Raw genomic sequence first — 21,437 nt, 5'->3', positions numbered from 1 at the left:
GGATTATTGAAGATTTGAGTGCGATTTATTTAAGAAACATTACGATAAGTGATAAAATTGTAAACAAGAAAAATTGTAAATTTAAGTAGTAAAGTATTTATTCAATGAGATTACACATAAACATTTTCTTACCTCAAGAGGCGTTGACAATCATATTTAAGAGTAAAATGTTCATGTTTGATTTCACTGAAATGAACACATAATTGAGTTTTTAAATCAAAATAAATAACCTCATCATTCATCATTGATTATCGTTAAGGAAAATAGTCTAAATATTTGATATTTTCTTAACTACTCCCTCAATGTTGCAATTTCAAATATGCAACGATTTTTAAATAATTTTTATTACTTAATTTACAATTAAAAATTAATAAAGAGGTGAAAGTGTGGAGATATTTGAAACTCTACTTATATTTGTCACAGTAGTTATCGTAAGCTCCTTTGTACATACTTTCATATCTAAAGTACCTTTTGCATTTATCCAAATTGTTCTTGGGATGATTTTATACCTCACTCCAATCCCAGTTGAGTTTAACTTTGATTCCGAATTATTTATGGTTACACTGATAGCCCCATTATTATTTGTCGAAGGCGTCAATGTCTCAAGAGTACATTTAAGAAAGTATATTAAACCCGTTATGATGATGGCGCTAGGCTTAGTCATTACTACTGTTATTGGTGTGGGATTATTTATTCATTGGATTTGGTCTGAACTACCAATAGGTGCTGCCTTTGCAGTTGCAGCTATCCTTTGTCCTACTGATGCAGTAGCAGTACAAGCAATTACAAAGGGGAAAGTTTTACCTAAAGGATCAATGACCATTCTTGAAGGTGAGTCATTACTTAATGACGCCGCGGGTATCATTTCATTTAAAATCGCAGTGGGTGTACTTGTTACTGGAACATTTTCTATCTTTGATGCAATTCAACAATTTTTGATTGCTTCTATCGGGGGAGCGATTGTTGGACTTCTTATAGGTATGGCACTTGTTAGATTCCGTTTGACGCTGATGAGACGTGGCATAGAAAATATTAACATGTTTACGTTTATTCAGCTGTTGACACCGTTTGTAACATACTTGATTGCAGAGCTTTTCCATGCCTCAGGAATCATTGCAGCAGTTGTAGCAGGTCTTGTTCACGGATTCGAGAGAGAGCGTATTGCTCAAACACGTACGCAACTTCAAATGAGTTATAACCATACATGGAGTATTTTAGGATATGTATTAAATGGTTTTGTATTCTCAATTTTAGGTTTTTTAGTACCAGAAGTTATTGTCAAGATTATTAAAACAGAACCACACAATTTATTATTTTTAATTGTTATCACTCTGCTTGTAGCACTTGCAGTCTACCTATTTAGATTTGTGTGGGTTTACGTACTTTATCCTTATTTTTATTTATCTGTCAGTCCATTCCAAAAAATGATTTCTAAGGATGATGAAGAAAAGGTTACCGAAAAGAAACCTAAGCGTAGCTTATATGCTTTAATCATGACTTTATGTGGTGTTCACGGTACCATTTCGTTAGCTATCGCTTTAACGTTGCCATATGTCTTAGCGAATCAACATGCTTTTGCATATCGTAATGATTTGCTATTTATTGCTTCAGGAATGGTCATTTTAAGCTTGGTTATTGCACAAGTCATTCTTCCTATGGTTACACCGGATAGTCCTAAAGTTAAAACAGGAAATATGTCTTTCAAAGAGGCAAGAATTTACATTTTAGAACATGTTATTGATTACTTGAATCAAAAATCCACATTTGAAACAAGTTATCGTTATGGAAATGTTATAAAAGATTACCATGATAAGCTTACATTTTTAAAAACTGTGGAAAAGGAAGACGAAAATTCTAAAGAGCTAGAAAGACTTCAAAAGATTGCTTTCAATGTTGAAACGAAAACGTTAGAAAAGTTGGTCGATGAAGGTGAAATCACAGATAGTGTACTTGAGAATTATATGCGTTATGCTGAACGTACGGAAGTTTATAAACAAGCATCACTATTACGAAGAATCATTGTCGGTTTAAGAGGAATGTTATTAAAACGCCGTGTTAAAACGAAAATTAATTCAGCTTCATCTCTTAGTGTCACTGACAACTTGTTAGAACTAGGTAAAATTAACAAACTTGTACATTATAACGTTGTGAGTCGTTTAGCTAAAGAAGCTACTACTGATAATAAATTAGAAGTTGGTATGATTTGTGACGGTTATCTTATGAGAATTGATAACCTGACACCCAATAACTTCTTTAATTCAAGACATGAAGATACACTCACTAAAATTAAGTTGAATGCTTTAAGAGAACAGCGACGTATTTTACGTGAACTCATTGAAAATGATGAAATCACAGAAGGTACTGCGCTGAAATTAAGAGAATCCATTAACTACGATGAAATGGTTATTGTGGATAGCATGACATAAGTAAAATATTCATTTCTGACTTATTTAATAATAGGTTACAAAAAATTTAATATAACATAGACGTTTATATTAAGATATTGAGACTGTCGATAAAGTATTACTTTGTCGGCAGTTTTTATATAAAAAAAGTTGCACTAATATCAACATGATTAGTGCAACTAACGTCTCCATGGGGAGGATAATGGAGACCATGGAGATAACTGAGTCATTATTTGTGGAGTTCTACTCAAAAATTGAATAGAACTTGAAATACTACTTACGGAAGTTATGTAACCTGTGAAAGTAGTATCCGCTGATAGTCCATTACTATGATTTATCGCTCGGAAATATAGTAATGAATGTGTGCATATTCATTAATTAAAACACCATTTACGGAGAGGGTGGGGCTTAAGTTTAATTATGATAATGCACAGCTAACTAATACCACCATATCGTGTGTAAAAGATGTAGATTATATTATAGGAGGGTAATATAAAAACACACGATATGGGACTACTAGTTATATTATGGCCGACCAGAGATTTTTTATATAAAATCTCTGGTTCAAAGTAAGGACCCGTTCCAAGTGTTATTTCATACTACCGTGAATCGTATCAATATTTGATTTCATCATTTTGTAGTAATACTCTCCTTTAGTTCCTTCTTTACCAATTGAATCCGTAAAGACTTCGCCATAAATATCTTTATTTGTTTCTTCTGATAAACTTTGCATTGCCTTTTTATCAACACTTGTTTCGACTAATAGATGTTTTAAATGATTATCTTTGACAAATTTTATTGCTTGTTTCATTTGACCTGACGTTCCTTGTTTTTCTGTATTAATCTCCCAAATATACCCTGGTTTAACGTCGAATTGTTGTGCAAAATATTTAAATGCACCTTCACTTGTCATCATGGCTCGTTGGTTTTTAGGAATATCATCAAATTTGTTTTTACTTTCTTTATTAAGTTTTTCAAGCTCAGCTAAATAAGATTTACCATGTTTATCGTATATAGACTGATGATTCTTATCAAGTTATTTTAATGCATCTTGAATGGTTTTTACATATTTAATTCCGTTATCTAAACTTAACCATGCATGAGGGTCTTGTTTATTTTTATTATCTTCTTCACCATTTAAGTAGATTGGCTTCACATCTTTAGAAGTAGCGATAACATTCTTATCTTTTGTAGATTTATCAGCTTGATCAAGAGCTTTTTCAAACTAACCGTTACCCGTTTCAAGATTTAACCCATTGTAAAAAATGACATCAGCATCTGTTAAAGCTTTAATGTCTTTAGGCTTTACTTCATATTCGTGTGGGTCTTGACCGATCGGAACAATACTATGGACGTCAACCTTATCTTCGTCAACATGTTTAACCATGTCATAAAGAATAGAGTTTGTTGTCACAACTTTTAATTTTCCCTCATGAGAATGATGTCCTTGATGATTTTGATTTCCACATGCTGCGAGAATGATTAAAAATGCCAATGCCAAAGCGAAAAATTTTTTCACGTTAAAGCGCTCCTTTTTTGTTTGTTTTTAATTCTAGTGATTGCTAGCGTCATAACATAAATAATGAACGTACAAATGACGATAGTTGCGCCACTTGGAATATTGTAAATATAACTGAAATACAGACCAACGATAGAACTTATCACACTGATAATGCCTGCTATAATCATCATGGTATAGAGTTGTTTACTGATTAAGAAAGCAGTTGAAGCAGGAGTGATAAGTAATGCTACTACAAGAATGATGCCGACCGTTTAAATACTAGCCACAGTGACAAGTGATAGTAATAACATAACGAAATAATGAATGAGTGTTGTATTGAGACCACTCATACGACTAAATGTTGAATCAAAAGTTGATATCATTAATGGTCTATAGAAAATAATAATAAGTAGAATGACCAGTGAACTAATTATGATAGTTGTCCAAAAAGACTGATGAGTAATTGCCAATAAATTACCAAATAAAATATGGTATAAATCAGTTGTACTATATAATTAGACTAATAATAATGACCCCTGATGCTAAGAATGCAGTAAAACTAATGCCTATAGCAGCATCAGGTTTAGTTTTACTATTAGAAGTAATAAAACCAATGAATAAGCTGGCAAGCATACCTGTGATTAGAGCTCCGATAAACATTGGAATGTTGAAGAGGAATGATAAAGCGACTCCCGGTAGAACAGCGTGGCTCATAGCATCTCCCATTAAAGATAGTCCACGTAACACGATGATACTTCCCATTGTGCCGCAAACCACACCTACTAAGATTGAAGTGATTCAAGCTCGATTTAAAAATTGGTAACTCAATAAATGATTAAAAAATTCTAACATTTAACTTGCACTCCCTTGAGATGATGAATTTAACAATGAATCATCTGTGTAATTCATGAATGTTGCATTTAGACGTTTAGATGTTAATGCTTCTTTTGTTGGCCAAAGAAATTGTAAAGATTGATTGAGCAATAGTATACGATCAAAATATTGATCAGCTTTTGATAAATCGTGATGTACGATTAAAATTAATTTTCCCAAATGTTTTAAATGTTTAATTTTATTCATAATGAGTTTTTCACTATAGATATCAATCCCAACAAATGGTTCATCAAAGCAATAAAGCAATAAATATCACTGTTACTCATAAGTGCTCTAGCGACTAGTACACGTTGCAATTGTCCACCACTCAATTCAGCAATTTGCCTATGACGTAAATCATTAAGTTCTAGGTCTTTAAGTAATTGATTGAGTTTTGCCTTTTTAACCATTTCAGGTCTTTTGAACCATCTAATATCCTGGTAGCAACCAGATAATATCACTTGACCTACTTTAATTAGGAAAATCTAAATCGATATGTGCCTTTTGTGGAATGTAGGTAATATATCTGAGTTGAGTATGTATGTATAGGCCGATCATATAAAGTCTGTTCTCCTGTTGCTTTAAATTCCCCGATAAATGCCTTTAGTAGTGATGACTTTCCTGCTCGGTTAGGTCCCACAATACCAATAATTTCACCACTTATAGGTAATGAGAAAGTAATGTCTTTAAGAACATGCTTTCTCCCTAAAAACAAATTTAAGTGATTAACTTTGAGCAATAATTAAAACCTCCTAACAAAAAGTTTAGGTTAACCTAATTTATTTTATGATAAACGTTGAAGTTTTAACATGTCAAGTAAATTCATGATACAATAAGGTGAATGCGTGTGAGGTGAAATGATGTTAACAGAAGAAAAAGAGGATTACTTGAAAGCAATTCTGACCAATGATGGCGATGTATCCTTTGTATCAAACAAGCAACTATCTCAATTTTTGAATATTAAGCCACCCTCCGTCAGTGAAATGATTGGTCGCTTAGAAAAAGAAGGTTATGTAGAAACAAAACACTATAAAGGTGCACGTTTGACTGAAGAAGGTTTAAATCAAACATTAGATATCATTAAACGACACCGCTTGTTGGAGTTATTTTTAATAGAAATTTTACAATATAATTGGGAAGAGGTTCATCAAGAGGCAGAAATACTCGAACATCGTATTTCCGATTTATTTGTTGAACGTTTAGATAAAATTCTAAATTATCCTAGGACATGTCCACATGGTGGCGTGATTCCTAGAGATCATCATTACAAAGAACTTTTTACGACGTCTATACTTGATTTTGAGCCTGGTGATCATGTGATTGTACGACGCGTTCGAGACAAGACAGAATTGCTTATTTATTTATCAAGTAAAGATATTTATATCGGCAATGAAGTAGAAGTTGTATCTAAAGATGATACAAATAAAGTGATTATTCTCAAGAGAAATGATATTGTCACTATTTTAAGTTATGAAAATGCAATGAATATATTTGCAGAAAAATAATAAAAGCTTAAGCGTTTAATGATTGTATTAACAGTTTCATTAAGCGCTTAAGTTTTTATAATATCGTATATTTGATGAGCAAGTATAACGTATAGAAATTAAAAGAAATCCATAATATACTAAATACAAATGTAGGTATTTTAGTGATATCAGTAAGTGCACTACCATCCCAAGTAGGTTTAGGTCGTTGAAATGTAAGGTTAAATATCGTCCATGATGACTGTAAGATTTCACCTAGAAGAACACCTAAAACGAAATGATAACTGAAAGCTACGATGTTATAAACCATAAGTTGATGATTATGTTGAATTAAAAAATAAAGAAATCCAGTGATTAAAATGATGACGATGATTGGTGATAATTTGCGAGATGTGATCACTAGAAAGTAAACAAAGATTGCTAAATAAGCTGTTAAGAAAACACTTGGATGTTGATAGTGAGCTGCCACTAAACCAATTAAAAACATAATTGGTGGCATGAGATAGCCACCAATTGTAGTAATGAATTGTCCTAAGTATCCCCTAGATTGAGTGATAGCGTAGCCTTGTTGTAGCGTGCTTTGTCTTTCAGTGGGATTCGTAACAATCACAAGATCTTTTGCTCGCCCTCCGGTGATACGATTGAATAGGACATGTCCGAATTCATGAGTGAGAACGGGAATATAATTTAAATAAACATCTAAAAGTGAATTGATTCCTTTATGTCTATTTTGATGAATAATAATATAAATAAGACCAATCAAAAAAATAAGAAAAACATTCAAATTGATGTCGGTAGTAAAAAAGTTTTCTAAATATGTCATTGTTTAACCTCGATTAACTTAGACGTAATATTTTGCTTAAAAACAATTATATACGAAAGTCATGAGGATTTCTTTTAGACTTTAGATGTAAATTATTGTAAAATCAATTTTTGTTTAAATTTTAATGTGGTAGAATAAATCTTACATTTTTAAGGGTGACATTAAATTTTATAATGTTTATAAATATAAATTAACATGCGTAACGAAGTGGGGCTTAAAAGATGAATAATAAGCAATTTAATAACAGCAAAGTCAATATTTTGGGAGTCAATTTTAACAATACAACGATCCTAGAACTGGTAGAGAATATAAAGTTATTCTTCTCAACAAAAACGGATAAAAATTTATTTATAGTTACTGCTAATCCAGAAATAGTAGACTATGCTACTGAACATCGTTCATATAGAAAATTAATAAATAAGGCAGATTATGTAGTAGCTGATGGTACTGGTATCGTAAAGGCGTCTAAACGTCTACAAAAACCATTAAGAAGACGTGTGCCAGGAATAGAATTGTTAGAAGCAAGTTTAAAAATCGCCCATGATAAACAACAACGTGTTTACTTGCTTGGATCTAAAAATGAAATCATAGAAGTGGCTGAACGCAAGTTGCAATTAAAATACCCAAATATTACTTTTGCTCATCATCATGGATACATTAATTTAAAGGATGAAACGGTTATTAAACGCATGACAACTTTTAATCCTGATTATATCTTTGTAGGTATGGGATTTCCTAAACAAGAACAATGGATTGCAAAACATAGTGATAAGTTTCAACAAACGTTGATGATGGGTGTCGGAGGTTCATTTGAGGTACTCAGTGGTTCTAAGAAACGAGCGCCCAAATTATTTCAAAAGTTAAATATCGAGTGGTTATATCGAGTGCTCATTGATTGGAAGCGCATTGGTAGAATGGCTAGTATTCCTAAATTTATGATAAAAGTAGCTAAGCAAAAAAGAAAAAATAAAACTTTAAAATAAGACAAGAGCGAGAGGTAGTTCAGGCAGACATCTCTCGCTTTCTATTGTAAAGAGAGAAACTTTAGTCTATTGAAATTTATTATCATATAATCGGTGATTAATTTTACTATTATCTTTAAAGTAAGTAAAAAACTGTCGACAATGTCGACAGTTCGGTAATATGCCAGATTATTTAATTACAAAACGTGATTCGTCTAATTTGTTTCTAAAGACTTTTTGTTCAGTTTTAGATTTCTTTTTAAAGCCCTTTAAGAATTCTTCATACTTAGGTAAGACGACTTCTAGATCACCAAATTCTTTGAGTTTCCCACCTTCAATCCAAGCAATTTTTGTACAAAATTCTTTTACTTGTCTAATATTATGACTCACAAAGAAAATCGTCTTTTTAGCTTCTTTAAATTCATAAATTTTATCTAGACATTTTTGAGTAAAAGTTTGGTCACCTACAGATAATGCCTCATCAATAACTAAAATATCTGGATTGACAGTCACATTAATAGAAAAACCTAATTTAGCTCGCATACCACTTGAATATTTCTTTACTGGCTGATAAATAAATTCTCCTAATTCGCTAAATTCAATAATTTGTGGCATCAACTTTTTAATTTCTTTACGTTTGAATCCCATGCATAGCATCTTAAATTCAATGTTTTCCACACCTGTTAATTGTCCATTCAATCCAGCGTTAATAGCGATTACACTTACATCGCCATGTCTTTCAATTTCTCCGGATGTCGGTGATATAGATCCACCTATCATGTTGCTTAGTGTAGACTTACCTGAGCCATTGATTCCAACTAATCCGATAACGTCACCTTCATGTGCAGTTAGAGACACATTATCAAGAGCGTAGAAAGTTTTGTTTTTATTTTTAGGAATTAATGCATCTTTGATTCGATCTTTATTATTTCTATAAATACGGTATTCTTTAGTTAAATTTTCAATATTTACCGAAACGCTCATCATTGTACCTTCCTTATATACATTTATATAGATTATAATATACAACACATCAGTTGTTAAATTTATTAACCTAGTGTAAAGTGGATAGAAGATTTTGTTAAAAAGTAAAGTGCAAAATAAGTGAGACGCTTATATTTTCAAGGTTATAAACGTCACAGAATTATCGTTACAATTTTTAACTGAGTTGATTGTATAATATAATGAGTTTGTGATAAACAATTTTTTATTAATTTCGACAAAATTAAACAATATAGATAAATTATTAAAGGTTCATAATAGATTATAATCTATTACAGGAGAAAGAGTGGTTAGGTTCATGTTCGCAGTTGGAACAGTATTCAAAGAACATATTAAAAGTTTCTATTTAATTCAAAGACTAGCACAATTTCAAATCAAAATTTCAAATCATAATAACTATCTTGGTATTGCATGGGAAGTTTTAAACCCTGCATTGCAAATTATGGTATATTGGCTTGTCTTTGGTTTAGGGATTAGAAGCAATCAGCCTATACACGGTATCCCATTTGTGTTTTGGTTACTCGTAGGTATTAGTATGTGGTTTTTCATTAATCAAGGTGTTTTAGAAGGGACTAAGTCAATTTCACAAAAATTTAATCATGTGGCCAAAATGAATTTCCCGCTTTCGATTATTCCAACATATATTGTTACTAGTAAATTCTATGGGCATTTAGGGTTACTAGTGATTATTATTGTTGCATGTATGTGTAACGGCATTATTCCTTCTATTCATATCGTGCAGCTATTTGTTTATGTTCCTTTTGCGTTTTTACTGACGTCCTCAGTAGCGCTATTAACATCTACATTAGGTATTCTTATTAGAGATACTCAAATGATGATGCAGGCAATTATGCGAATCCTATTTTATATGTCTCCGATTTTATGGGTACCAAAAGATCATGGTGTGAGCGGTATCATTCACAAGATTATGATGTTCAACCCTGTATATTTTATTGCGGAATCTTATCGTGCCGCTATTTTGTTCCACCAATGGTATTTTATTGATCATTGGAAATTAATGCTATATAACGTCTGTATTATTGTTATATTCTTCACTTTAGGTTCAATATTACACAAACGTTATAGAGATCACTTTGCTGATTTCTTATAACCTTGTATACCAACACCTTGGTCTATTTTGGATTAAGGTGTTGGTTTTATTTATATTTTTAAAAAATTTAGATGCTCAGACTTATTTACGATAAAAAATTATTGGCTTTCGTTTTCTAAGAGAGTTGGAATCGTTTATAATCAAGTAATACGATTGAGTAATAAAAGACGGTGAATATATGAGAATTTTGATTAAAAAAATGTACATGTTAAGCATTGCATTATTAAATATAATACTGAAACCCCTGAAGGTTAAACGTCAGCATATCGTTGTGATGATGACATTCAAACAAGACGTGTTACCGATTATCAAAGCACTTGATAAAGAAAGGTTTAATGTAACAGTCATTGGAAAACCACAAGAGCAATATCTTGTTGACAGTTTAAATCGTGTGTCTTTCATTCCAGCAGGAAACAAACATATTGTGAAACATATGAAAGCGTTGTGTACAGCCAAGGTCGTTATTTTAGATACGTATTACTTAATGATGGGTGGCTTTAAAAAGAAAAAAGGACAAAGTGTCATTCAAACGTGGCATGCAGCTGGAGCACTCAAGAATTTTGGTCTCACTGATCATCAAGTAGACTTAAATAATCAATCGATGGTTTCGCAATACAGAAAAGTATATAGTGCTACAGATTATTATTTAATCGGTGGCGAAGAAATGGCGCAGTGTTTTGAGCAATCATTTGAAGCACAACCAAATCAAATGTTAAAGTTTGGTCTTCCTAGACTGGTTCAATATTTGAATATCAATCTTAAAGAAGAACAGCGTCGATTAAAAAAACAATATCATATCCGTGATAAACTGGCGATATATGTTCCTACTTATAGAGAATCTGAAATAGCAAATCGCATGCTAAATAAAGAGAGGTTTGAACAATGTCTTCCTGACTTTACGTTAATCAGTCATTTGCATCCTTCAATTGGTCATCAAAGTGATACACAGAATATTGATATTTCATCACTAATGATTATGGCAGACATTATTATTAGTGACTATAGCTCATTACCTATTGAAGCGAGTTTACTTAATAAACCTACACTCATCTATAATTATGATGAGCGTCAATATGAAGAAGTCAGAGGATTGAATCGTTTCTACTATGATATACCTAATCATTACAAATTTAAGAACGAAGAAAGTTTAATCGAAGCACTTAAAAATGACATTGAGTTCCATGTTTTATTTGGTACATGGCATCACTATAACACTAAGGAAAGTTTGAATCAGTTAGTCAATTTTATTAATAAGTTGGTGAAACAATGAAGTTAGCAGTAATTATTCCAGTATATAATGCTGAACAAATAATCAAACGCGCAGTACTTTCTGTAGACACAAAGTCAGACTATGAAATTATTTGTGTAAATGATGGATCAACAGATCATACGAAAAATGTGCTGACAGAACTTCAAAAAGAACATAAAAATATCAAAGTGATACATCAAGATAATCAAGGAGCTGCGCGTAGTAGGAATGTTGGATTAGAAGCGATGTCTGACGATGTGGAAGCATTTTTGTTTTTAGATGCGGATGATGAATTTTTACCTAGTAGAATTGATTTAATGGTTGAAGCTTTTCAACAAAATGTTGAAACAGATATTGTAATAGGTCAAATTGCTAGGGATATTAATGGTGAATGGAAGGTTATTCCAACTCATAAATCTATTGTTACTAATGAGTTAGTTACGCTTGATTGTAAGCCTGAAATTCTACAATCTATAGGACCTGGTGCCAAATTATTTAGTGCCAAGTATGCTGGCTGTCGCTTTGATGAAGATGTTGTTTTTTGCGAAGAACATACGTTTATCGTAAAAGCATTTTCAAAAGCTCGTGATATCAAGCTTATTCCCCAAATGGTTTATGGATACAATGAAAGAGAAGGGTCTATTACAGCTCAACGCGCAGACACGTTTTTACCATATATGAGTGATGCACTAAAAGTTCGCCAACGTGTTATGGAGCAGTTGTTATTAATTGATGAAAAGACTTACTACAGTTATCGAATGGATAACTTAATAGTGAGCTATCTAATCCAAGCACACTTAATAAAAAATAGTCGTGTCACACAATCGTTAATGGATAGTGTGATTGACTACATTAGAGCGATGCAATATACACATTATTCTGGTGAAGCTATGTTTAGAATTGTCAAAGCGGTTGAACAAAGTGCGACACATTGGACAAAAGATTTATATAATCAATGGAGAAAAGCGTTAGGTGAAGTGGGGATTGGCAGACCAGGATTTATCCGATTTAAAATTTTAGTGATGCCTCAGCGAGCATCATTTTCTGGGAAGCAATCATTAAAGCGTATATTAAATAAGTAATTGTATAATTTGAATTTTTACTTTAACACGCATTCATGAATTAATGGTAAGGGCTAGATATTTATGATACATTAAGAATGTAAATTTTTATTAAATTTTAAGTTAAGGAGAATAGCGTTTCATGAAAAGAGTAATTACTTATGGAACATATGATTTATTGCATTATGGTCATATTGAATTACTTAGAAGAGCACGTGAGATGGGAGATTATCTTATCGTGGCGCTTTCTACAGATGAATTCAACCAAATAAAAAATAAAAAGTCTTATTATGATTACGAACAACGTAAAATGATGTTAGAATCCATTCGCTATGTTGATTTAGTTATCCCAGAAGAAGGTTGGGGGCAAAAGGAAAAAGATGTTGAACGCTTTGATGTCGATGTGTTTGTAATGGGACATGATTGGGAAGGCGAATTCGATTTTCTTAAGGATCAATGTGAAGTAATTTATCTAAATCGTACAGAAGGTATCTCAACAACAAAAATTAAACAAGAATTGTATGGTAAAGATACTAAATAAGTAGCGATTTGATAAGAGCCTGAGATATGAAACTTAGAATAACAGCCTGTAACTGGCTTAGAATAACAGCCTGTAACTGGATTGTTTAATTCGATTTAGTTACAGGTTTTTTAACAGTATTTTCTCCACAAATTAATTTTCTTGTTCGTCAATGAAATCTAACTTAATGTTTAAATATTACTTTTTGAGGCATAGTTGCAATAGCGATATGTCTATTTTTTTATGTCAAAAAATGAATTGCGGTAAATCAATTTAAAATAATATGAATTCAACTTAGTCACACTACTCAAAAGATGTTATAATATCAACTACGAAGATCATAGTTATAATGGGTAAAATAAACAAGTAAATCAACTTAAAATTGCTTTATTAGATATGTATAATATTTTTACAAATGATATAGTGTAATGATTTGTTTGATATAATAAATTGTAAAGAACTTTATTGATTGGGATTGAAATGGATTTGTATTATGATTGGGAAAAATGCAAAATATGAATTTAAAGACGAGGTATAACTATGAAACAACAAAACCCTTTATTTTTCTTATTTAAGAGGCTTTCTTGGCCATATGGGTTAATCATTGCAGCGGTCATTATTACTTCGTTAGGAAGTTTAAGTGGATTATTAGTGCCATTCTTTACAGGACGTCTGGTAGATAAGTTTTCTGTAAGTAGCATTAACTGGGGAATGATAGCGATATTTGGTGCTATTTTTCTAGTTAATGCTTTACTAAGTGGTGTAGGCCTTTACTTGTTAAGTAAAATTGGTGAGAAAATTATTTACGCGATTCGTTCGTTATTATGGGAACACATCATCCAATTAAAGATGCCGTTCTTTGATAAAAACGAAAGTGGTCAATTAATGAGTCGTTTAACTGATGACACAAAGGTGATTAATGAATTTATTTCTCAAAAATTACCCAATTTATTACCTTCTGTATTAACTTTAATCGGTTCATTAGTGATGTTATTTATTATGGATTGGAAATTGACATTACTTACTTTTATTACGATTCCAGTATTTATTTTTATTATGATTCCACTAGGGAGAGTGATGCAAAGAATTTCAACGCATACGCAATCTGAAATTGCCAATTTTAGTGGTTTGCTGGGTCGAGTACTTACAGAAATGCGACTTGTTAAAGTCTCAAATACTGAGAGATTAGAGTTAGATAATGCTCATATTAATTTAAAAAAGATTTATCAATTAGGCTTAAAACAAGCTAAAATTTCGGCAATTGTTCAACCTATATCTGGAGTAGTCATGCTTTTAACAATCGCTATTATTTTAGGTTTTGGTGCATTGGAGATTGGAACGGGTGCAATTACTCCAGGTACGTTAATTGCAATGATTTTCTATGTTATTCAATTATCTATGCCTTTGATAAACCTATCTACGTTAGTTACTGACTATAAAAAAGCTGTAGGTGCAAGTAGTCGTATTTATGAAATCATGCAAGAACCTATTGAACCAACTGAAGCATTATCAGAATCTAAAGGTGTTTGTGTCATTGATGGCGAATTGAAATTTGAAAATGTCAATTTTAAATATGATGTTAAGAAAATTCTCGATGATGTAACATTTAGTATTCCTCAAGGAGAGGTAAGTGCATTCGTTGGGCCATCTGGTTCAGGCAAAAGTACAATTTTTAATTTGATTGAACGTATGTATGATATTGAAAGTGGAGATATTAAATATGGCAATCAAAGTATTTTCGATATTCCTCTTTCTAAATGGCGTACTAAAATAGGTTATGTCATGCAATCTAACTCTATGATGAGTGGTACGATTAGAGATAATATCTTATATGGTATTAATAGAGAAGTTAAAGATGAAGAATTAATCGAATATGCGAAACTGGCAAACTGTCATGATTTTATTATGCAATTTGATGAAGGTTATGACACAATGGTTGGCGAACGAGGACTTAAATTATCAGGTGGTCAACGCCAACGTATTGATATCGCTAGAAGTTTCGTCAAAAATCCAGACATCCTATTATTAGATGAAGCTACTGCAAATTTAGATAGTGAAAGTGAATTAAAGATACAAGAAGCGCTTGAAACGTTGATGGAAGGTAGAACTACAGTTGTTATTGCACACCGACTGTCTACTATAAAAAAAGCGGGACAAATTGTATTTATTGATAAAGGACGCGTGACTGGTAAAGGGACTCATCACGAGTTAATGGCATCACATTATAAATATAAACATTTTGTCACATCTCAAAAGTTATCGGACTAAATAATTAAGCACGTTCCACATGTTTGCTTGGAACGTGCTTTAGTTTTTAACTGTTAAACTTTTGTAAAAATGTCATTTTAACCTAATTTTGCACATGATATAATGAATTTTGTAAGATTTAAAAGAACTTTTTGTGAATATAAACTTAGATAGTACGGAAAATAAACGTTTTCATTTTTTTGTGAAAATTAATATTCATCTTTAACAATATATACATAATTAAGGGGGAGATTGGTTTACGGTACTTTGAGTTTGTTTACATGGTTATTTGTGAAAATAATTATTAGGTAGGTGCCATATGTTTTTATTGATAAACATCATTGGATTATTAGTTTTCTTAGGGATTGCAGTTATTTTTTCTAGAAGTCGTCAGAATATTCAATGGAAATCTATATTAATTTTAGTTATTTTAAACTTATTTTTAGCTTGGTTCTTTATTTATTTTCCATGGGGAAGAGCAGGTGTAAAAGGTGCAGCGAATGGTATTGCTTGGATTATCGAGTCTGCACATAGAGGTACAGGATTTGCCTTTAATAGTTTTACTTCTAGTAAACAAATGGACATGGCAGTGAGTGCATTGTTTCCAATTTTATTAGTTGTGCCATTATTTGATATCTTAATGTATTTTAATGTTCTCCCTAAAGTTATAGGAGGAATTGGTTGGGTGTTAGCTAAAGTGACACGACAGCCAAAATTTGAATCATTCTTTGGTGTTGAAATGATGTTTTTAGGCAACACTGAAGCTTTAGCAGTATCTAATGAACAACTTAAGCGTATGAATGAGATGCGTGTATTAACAATCGCAATGATGTCAATGAGTTCTGTTTCTGGTGCAATTGTTGGTGCTTATGTTCAAATGATACCGGGTGAACTTGTGCTTACAGCAATTCCTCTCAATATTATTAATGCAATTATTGTTGCTTGTATTCTGAATCCCGTTACAGTTGAAGAAAAAGAAGATGTAGTTTATAGCATTAAAGATCATCAAGCCGAACGTCAACCTTTTTTCTCGTTTCTTGGAGATTCAGTGTTAGCTGCAGGAAAACTTGTACTAATTATCATTGCATTTGTAATCAGTTTTGTAGCTTTAGCTGATTTAATTGATAGACTCATACATTTGATTACTAGCTTAATAGCACATGGCTTTGGTATTAAAGGAAGCTTTGGTTTAGATCAAATTCTAGGTGTATTTATGTATCCATTTGCATTACTATTTGGATTACCTTTCAATGAGGTTTGGGATGTGGCACAACAAATGGCTAAAAAGATTGTTACAAATGAGTTTGTGGTTATGGGTGAGATTTCTAAACAGGTTAACTCATTTACACCACACCACAGGGCTGTGATATCAACATTTTTAGTGTCATTTGCAAATTTCTCTACAGTTGGGATGATTATAGGTACGTTAAAAGGTATTGTTGATAAGAAAACTTCTGATTTTGTATCTAAATACGTTCCAATGATGTTGCTTGCGGGGATATTAGTATCTTTATTAACTGCGGCATTTGTCGGGCTGTTTGCTTGGTAAAAAGTGTAAATTGTACGTCACGAGTTGGATTAAAATGTCTAACAATATGATGTGCAATACCTTTATAAATATGCTTACAAAATGAGTAAAATGATAAAAACCAAGTATAGAAAGTGAGTAAACACTTCTTATACTTGGCTTTTATGGGAAATGAATATTAATGTACTTGTAACGGTAAGGACTAGGTACTGTCACAGTACTTCGAGAAAAATGTGTTTTGTTACTATAAACAACACAAAGGAGATAACTTCTTTTAAAAGAAGTTAAAATTATTATATCAGAACTTTGTGAATAAGCAAATTAAAAATTCGGAATATTTAAATTTGTTCGTCGATTTAAATTGTATGAGAGGAATTCAATTTGTTAAGTGTCGGATAAGAATAAAAAATAATGTTTTTAATTTTTTAAAATTAAAAGTTTTTGTCAATGTTATATTGTGAGTAGTTATTGGCTTGTGCTACCATTTTAATAATGAAAAAAAATAAAAGGGGTGATTGAATGAATAAAACTATTAGAGATATAGTATTAGTGGTTATAGGTTCATTCATATTCTCAGCGGGCGTTAACGCTTTTATTATCTTGGGGAATCTAGGTGAAGGTGGAGTAACTGGTATAGCTATCGTTTTATATTATGCTTTTCATGTTTCACCAGCGATTACAAATTTTGTTGTAAATGCGATTTTAATTATAGTTGGCTATAAATACTTAAGCAAACGTAGTATGTATTTAACTCAATAGTTATATCAATCTTCTTAGACTTAACTGAGACTTGGCATGTTGAAACAGGTAATATCATTGTAAATGCAGTGTTTGGTGGATCATGTGTTGGATTAGGTATCGGAATCATTGTTTTGGCTGGAGGAACAGCAGCAGGAACTGTTATTTTAGCTCGTATTGTTAATAAGTATTTAGATATAAGTACACCTTATGCCCTATTGTTTTTTGATTTAATTGTTGTTCTTATATCATTAACTCAAATCTCATTGGCTAAAGCCTTAGTAACTGTGATTTCTTTATATATTGGTACAAAGGTCATGGAATTTGTTATCGAAGGATTAAATACTAAAAAGGCTATGACAATCATCTCTAATAATCCAGATAAAGTTGTAAAAGCAATTGATGAACAGGTAGGTCGAGGGCTAACAATATTAAATGGTCACGGTTATTGCACACGCGAAGAAAAAGATGTTTTACATGTAGTTATTTCTAAAACTCAAGTTTCTCGTGCTAAACGTCTCATTAAAAGTATTGATGAAAATGCTTTTCTTGTGATACATGATGTCCGTGATGTATATGGTAATGGATTTTTACTTGATGAGTAGTAAAACGTTATTTTATAAGCGGAATTTTATTAAATTTAAGTTTTTATAAATGTATATATAATCATTCTTAAAATTCTTGGTACGTATAAATACTAGCTCTATCCACTTTTTTGTGAGATAGGGCTTTTTAAAATAGTGTCATTTTATTATAAAATGAAAAGAATCATTAGTCATAAAATAGCAGAGATGTTATAATATAATCTATGATAATGATTATCAATTACATCTAGGTGATTGATAAAAGTGTAATTAGTTAAGATAAATAATGTTTTTACAATATATAGCGTAGGATTTTAGAGAATGAAAGTAGGGGAATTATTATGAGTCGTTTAAATTGTGAACAAGTGAAAATTGGTTATGGAGATTCTACAATTATTAATCGTTTAGATTTTGCAGTGCCTGATGGAAAAGTTACTTCTATTATTGGTCCAAATGGTTGTGGTAAATCAACTTTACTGAAAGCTTTATCTCGCTTACTATCAATTAAAAGTGGCACAATTAATTTAGACGGTCAAAGTATTCATGCTCAATCTACAAAAGAAATTGCTAAAAAAATTGCAATTTTACCTCAATCACCAGAAGTTCCTGATGGACTTACGGTTGGAGAGCTTGTATCTTATGGTCGATTTCCACATCGAAAGCGGTTTGGGCGTTTGACTGCTGAAGATAAAAAAGAAATAGAATGGGCATTATCAGTTACTGGTACGAGTGCTTTTCGTCACCGTTCTATTAATGATTTAAGTGGGGGTCAAAGACAACGTGTTTGGATTGCTATGGCATTAGCACAACGTACAGATATTATTTTCTTAGATGAACCTACAACATATTTAGATATTAGTCATCAATTAGAAATATTAAATCTTGTTCAAAAGTTAAATGAAGAAGAAGGTTGTACAATTGTGATGGTTTTACATGATATTAATCAAGCCATCAGATTTTCAGATTATCTTATTGCAATGAAAGATGGCGATATTACTGCTACTGGAACAACTAATGAAGTGTTAACTACAGATATATTAGAAAAGGTGTTTAATATCGATGGCATAATTGATGAGGATCCACGTACAGGTAAACCAATGCTTGTCGCGTATGATTTGTTCTGCAAGACATATTCTTAAAATAAGCATTTTTAGTTATGAATAAACAATATTCTAAATTGCTCAAGAAGTTTTAATGGCTTTATTGAGCAATTTTTTATAAATAAATATAAGATAGACGAATTTTAATAGTCATGTTTAAATAGGCTTATAGTATTGAACTCAATCGTTGTCATAGATGGTAAATGTATAGACACGTATTATATAATGAAGTTAACTACTTAATTAAGAAGATATTAAATGATTAAAGAATTCGTTATATTTTTTACAATTAATATTGTTAAAAGCATCCTTTTAAATGAAATTTAATGTTAGTTATGATATTATAGCTATAATTGCTAAATAAAATCTGAACAATAGGAGGACATTGCCATGCAACATCTTATAAAAAAACATGTATTGAATGGCGAATTTGAGCAAATTAGACAATTAATGTCCGAAACAGATTTTATGGAATTTGAAGAAGCATATATTTCTAGCGCTCATGAAGTTGAAAGTATGATGTTTTATACATGTATTTTAGATATGATTAAAGTAGAGGAATCGTCTGAATTACATGATTTAGCATTTCTATTACTTGTTTATCCATTGAGTGAATACGAAGGTGCTTTAGATTCTGCGTATTATCACGCTGATTCTTCCATAAAACTCACTGACGGAAATGAAGTTAAAAGTTTATTGCAAATGTTATTACTGCATGCTATTCCTGAACCAGTTATTTCAGATAAGAAAGCATTTGATGTAGCTAAACGTATTTTAAAACTTGATCCAAGTAATAACGTAGCAAGAAATGTACTTAAAGACACTGCAAAACGTATGGATAATGTAGTTGTAGATATAAATGAACTCAATAATCATAGAAATGCACGTTAAAGTATATTCATAAAATGAGTCGCATAAGTGATGACACTTTTGCGACTATTTTTTATACATTAATACTATTTGTTATACAAAACAAGGCGTTAAACTCCGTTTGAATGCGTTTTTAAAAAATGATTAAAAATGCATAATATTATATTTTATAAATTTTCTTAGGGTTGCAATTAATTATCAGTACGTTATAATTCTCAATGTGCAAATCTAAGGAGGTAATTTTTTACATGGGGCTGAATAGAGAAGCTATAAAAATTGGTTTCGCCTATGTCGGCATTGTTGTCGGCGCAGGATTTTCAACCGGACAAGAAATCTTGCAATTTTTCACACCATATGGATTATGGTCTTATATTGGTGTACTTATTTCAGGATTTATACTTGGCTTTATTGGTAGACAAGTTGCTAAAATAGGTACAGCTTTTGAAGCTACTAATCATGAATCGACATTGCAATATGTTTTTGGTGAAAAATTCAGTAAGGTATTCGACTATATTCTTGTCTTTTTCTTATTTGGTATAGCTGTCACTATGATTGCTGGATCAGGTTCGACCTTCCAACAAAGTTTTGGAATTCCAACTTGGTTAGGTGCTTTAATTATGACAGTTGTCATTTACTTAACATTACTATTAGATTTTAATAAGATTGTCAGAGCCTTAGGGCTTGTCACACCATTTTTAATTATAATGGTTGTTTTAATTGCAGTTTACTATTTATTTACAGGTAGTATTTCGTTAGGAGAAGTCAATCGTACGGTTCCTGAAAGTAGCGCTTGGAAAGGTGTTTTCTGGGGATTAGTATATGGTGGATTAGCATTTGCTGTTGGATTTAGTACAATAGTTGCTATCGGCGGAGATGCATCTAAACGGAGAGTATCAGGTGCCGGTGCAATGTTTGGTGGTGTAGTCTACACTATTTTACTTGTATTAATTAACTTCTCACTTCAAACTGAGTATCCCAAAATTAAAAATGTAGCTATTCCAACGCTAGATTTAGCTAATGGTATTCATCCATGGATAGGCTGGATTTTGACAGTCATAATGTTAGCTGTTATGTATAACACAATCTTAGGATTATGCTATTCATTTGCAGCACGTTTCACAGAACCTTACAGTAAAAAGTACCACATTTTTATTATTATTATTATGGTAATGGCATATATTTTAAGTTTCGTAGGTTTTGCTGATTTAATTAATGTTTTATATAAATTCATGGGTGTTGTAGGATTATTCATTGTAGTTGCAGTACTTATTAAGTACTATAAACGTAAAAAAGATGATAAAGAACACATCGCTTAAGATGTAAATTTATATACGCTTTACAATTTAATACGATTGATATAATCTTAAAAGCAATTCGTC

Annotated in this window: 14 protein-coding genes and 4 pseudogenes; 13 read left to right on the top strand and 5 right to left on the bottom strand. The window is 31.5% G+C overall.

Annotated elements, in window-relative coordinates; translation table 11 throughout:
• The first annotated feature begins 386 nt into the window (after nt 1–386).
• Complete coding sequence (locus DYE57_RS09985; protein WP_115313891.1) at nt 387–2,426, top strand: cation:proton antiporter; 2,040 nt, start codon at nt 387–389, stop codon at nt 2,424–2,426.
• A 568-nt stretch (nt 2,427–2,994) separates the two neighbouring features.
• Here DYE57_RS09985 and mntC read toward each other — a convergent pair.
• The 3 pseudogenes from mntC to DYE57_RS09970 all read right to left on the bottom strand — a co-directional run bounded on the left by mntC (nt 2,995) and on the right by DYE57_RS09970 (nt 5,518).
• A pseudogene (gene mntC, locus DYE57_RS09980) lies at nt 2,995–3,924 on the bottom strand (manganese ABC transporter substrate-binding lipoprotein MntC).
• Nucleotides 3,921–4,704, bottom strand: a pseudogene (locus DYE57_RS09975) (metal ABC transporter permease). Before DYE57_RS09975 ends, mntC begins: the two co-directional pseudogenes overlap by 4 nt.
• 54 nt (nt 4,705–4,758) lie before the next feature.
• Nucleotides 4,759–5,518 (bottom strand): annotated as a pseudogene (locus DYE57_RS09970) (metal ABC transporter ATP-binding protein).
• Between the two features lie 121 nt (nt 5,519–5,639).
• On the opposite strand from DYE57_RS09970, the gene DYE57_RS09965 reads away from it, so the two are divergent.
• A complete protein-coding gene (locus tag DYE57_RS09965) occupies nt 5,640–6,284 on the top strand; it encodes a metal-dependent transcriptional regulator (RefSeq protein ID WP_115313890.1) in 645 nt (214 codons plus the stop codon).
• A gap of 55 nt (nt 6,285–6,339) precedes the next feature.
• On the opposite strand, the gene DYE57_RS09960 is transcribed toward DYE57_RS09965, so the two are convergent.
• Nucleotides 6,340–7,086 (bottom strand): M50 family metallopeptidase, encoded by a 747-nt coding sequence (locus DYE57_RS09960; RefSeq protein ID WP_115313889.1) that lies wholly within the window; start codon nt 7,084–7,086, stop codon nt 6,340–6,342.
• A gap of 221 nt (nt 7,087–7,307) precedes the next feature.
• On the opposite strand from DYE57_RS09960, the gene tarA reads away from it, so the two are divergent.
• Nucleotides 7,308–8,069 carry an N-acetylglucosaminyldiphosphoundecaprenol N-acetyl-beta-D-mannosaminyltransferase TarA gene (tarA, locus tag DYE57_RS09955; protein ID WP_115313888.1) on the top strand — a complete coding sequence of 254 codons (762 nt, stop codon included), beginning with the start codon at nt 7,308–7,310 and terminating at the stop codon, nt 8,067–8,069.
• 168 nt (nt 8,070–8,237) lie between these two features.
• On the opposite strand, the gene tagH is transcribed toward tarA, so the two are convergent.
• Nucleotides 8,238–9,032, bottom strand: a complete 795-nt coding sequence (tagH, locus tag DYE57_RS09950; protein WP_115313887.1) for a teichoic acids export ABC transporter ATP-binding subunit TagH — start codon at nt 9,030–9,032, stop codon at nt 8,238–8,240.
• 316 nt (nt 9,033–9,348) lie between these two features.
• On the opposite strand from tagH, the gene DYE57_RS09945 reads away from it, so the two are divergent.
• The 10 genes and pseudogenes from DYE57_RS09945 to DYE57_RS09900 all read left to right on the top strand — a co-directional run bounded on the left by DYE57_RS09945 (nt 9,349) and on the right by DYE57_RS09900 (nt 21,374).
• Complete coding sequence (locus DYE57_RS09945) at nt 9,349–10,161, top strand: ABC transporter permease (RefSeq protein WP_115313886.1); 813 nt, start codon at nt 9,349–9,351, stop codon at nt 10,159–10,161.
• Nucleotides 10,162–10,339: 178 nt separating this feature from the next.
• The gene (tarB, locus tag DYE57_RS09940) at nt 10,340–11,431 is read left to right on the top strand and encodes a teichoic acid glycerol-phosphate primase TarB (protein ID WP_115313885.1); all 1,092 of its coding nucleotides are present in this window, start codon (nt 10,340–10,342) and stop codon (nt 11,429–11,431) included.
• Entirely contained in the window at nt 11,428–12,492 is a 1,065-nt protein-coding gene (locus tag DYE57_RS09935; protein WP_115313884.1) for a glycosyltransferase family 2 protein, read from the top strand. The genes tarB and DYE57_RS09935 overlap by 4 nt, the downstream gene beginning before the upstream one ends.
• A 121-nt stretch (nt 12,493–12,613) precedes the next feature.
• Nucleotides 12,614–13,012: a glycerol-3-phosphate cytidylyltransferase gene (gene tagD, locus DYE57_RS09930; RefSeq protein WP_115313883.1), complete on the top strand. Its 399-nt coding sequence runs from the start codon at nt 12,614–12,616 to the stop codon at nt 13,010–13,012.
• A gap of 519 nt (nt 13,013–13,531) precedes the next feature.
• Nucleotides 13,532–15,259 carry an ABC transporter ATP-binding protein gene (locus DYE57_RS09925; RefSeq protein WP_115313882.1) on the top strand — a complete coding sequence of 576 codons (1,728 nt, stop codon included), beginning with the start codon at nt 13,532–13,534 and terminating at the stop codon, nt 15,257–15,259.
• 298 nt (nt 15,260–15,557) lie between these two features.
• A complete protein-coding gene (locus tag DYE57_RS09920; RefSeq protein WP_115313881.1) occupies nt 15,558–16,787 on the top strand; it encodes a NupC/NupG family nucleoside CNT transporter in 1,230 nt (409 codons plus the stop codon).
• A 498-nt stretch (nt 16,788–17,285) separates the two neighbouring features.
• Nucleotides 17,286–18,109, top strand: a pseudogene (locus DYE57_RS09915) (YitT family protein).
• Nucleotides 18,110–18,429: 320 nt separating this feature from the next.
• On the top strand, nt 18,430–19,227 hold the full coding sequence (locus DYE57_RS09910; RefSeq protein WP_115313880.1) for an ABC transporter ATP-binding protein: 798 nt from the start codon (nt 18,430–18,432) through the stop codon (nt 19,225–19,227).
• A gap of 351 nt (nt 19,228–19,578) precedes the next feature.
• A complete protein-coding gene (locus DYE57_RS09905) occupies nt 19,579–20,079 on the top strand; it encodes a hypothetical protein (protein ID WP_115313879.1) in 501 nt (166 codons plus the stop codon).
• 227 nt (nt 20,080–20,306) lie between these two features.
• On the top strand, nt 20,307–21,374 hold the full coding sequence (locus DYE57_RS09900; RefSeq protein WP_115313878.1) for a YkvI family membrane protein: 1,068 nt from the start codon (nt 20,307–20,309) through the stop codon (nt 21,372–21,374).
• Nucleotides 21,375–21,437: the final 63 nt, after the last annotated feature.

Source organism: Staphylococcus saccharolyticus, assembly GCF_900458815.1.
Taxonomy (GTDB): Bacteria; Bacillota; Bacilli; order Staphylococcales; family Staphylococcaceae; genus Staphylococcus; species Staphylococcus saccharolyticus.
This window is presented reverse-complemented; position numbering and strand designations above follow the sequence as displayed.

What these genes read in the sequence shown, in the direction of transcription:
- DYE57_RS09965 (WP_115313890.1), top strand. Translation starts at nt 5,640, where the DNA reads ATGTTAACAGAAGAAAAAGAGGATTACTTGAAAGCAATTCTGACCAAT.
- DYE57_RS09960 (WP_115313889.1), bottom strand. Translation starts at nt 7,086, where the DNA reads ATGACATATTTAGAAAACTTTTTTACTACCGACATCAATTTGAATGTT.
- tarA (WP_115313888.1), top strand. Translation starts at nt 7,308, where the DNA reads ATGAATAATAAGCAATTTAATAACAGCAAAGTCAATATTTTGGGAGTC.
- tagH (WP_115313887.1), bottom strand. Translation starts at nt 9,032, where the DNA reads ATGAGCGTTTCGGTAAATATTGAAAATTTAACTAAAGAATACCGTATT.
- DYE57_RS09945 (WP_115313886.1), top strand. Translation starts at nt 9,349, where the DNA reads ATGTTCGCAGTTGGAACAGTATTCAAAGAACATATTAAAAGTTTCTAT.
- tarB (WP_115313885.1), top strand. Translation starts at nt 10,340, where the DNA reads ATGAGAATTTTGATTAAAAAAATGTACATGTTAAGCATTGCATTATTA.
- DYE57_RS09935 (WP_115313884.1), top strand. Translation starts at nt 11,428, where the DNA reads ATGAAGTTAGCAGTAATTATTCCAGTATATAATGCTGAACAAATAATC.
- tagD (WP_115313883.1), top strand. Translation starts at nt 12,614, where the DNA reads ATGAAAAGAGTAATTACTTATGGAACATATGATTTATTGCATTATGGT.
- DYE57_RS09925 (WP_115313882.1), top strand. Translation starts at nt 13,532, where the DNA reads ATGAAACAACAAAACCCTTTATTTTTCTTATTTAAGAGGCTTTCTTGG.
- DYE57_RS09920 (WP_115313881.1), top strand. Translation starts at nt 15,558, where the DNA reads ATGTTTTTATTGATAAACATCATTGGATTATTAGTTTTCTTAGGGATT.
- DYE57_RS09910 (WP_115313880.1), top strand. Translation starts at nt 18,430, where the DNA reads ATGAGTCGTTTAAATTGTGAACAAGTGAAAATTGGTTATGGAGATTCT.
- DYE57_RS09905 (WP_115313879.1), top strand. Translation starts at nt 19,579, where the DNA reads ATGCAACATCTTATAAAAAAACATGTATTGAATGGCGAATTTGAGCAA.
- DYE57_RS09900 (WP_115313878.1), top strand. Translation starts at nt 20,307, where the DNA reads ATGGGGCTGAATAGAGAAGCTATAAAAATTGGTTTCGCCTATGTCGGC.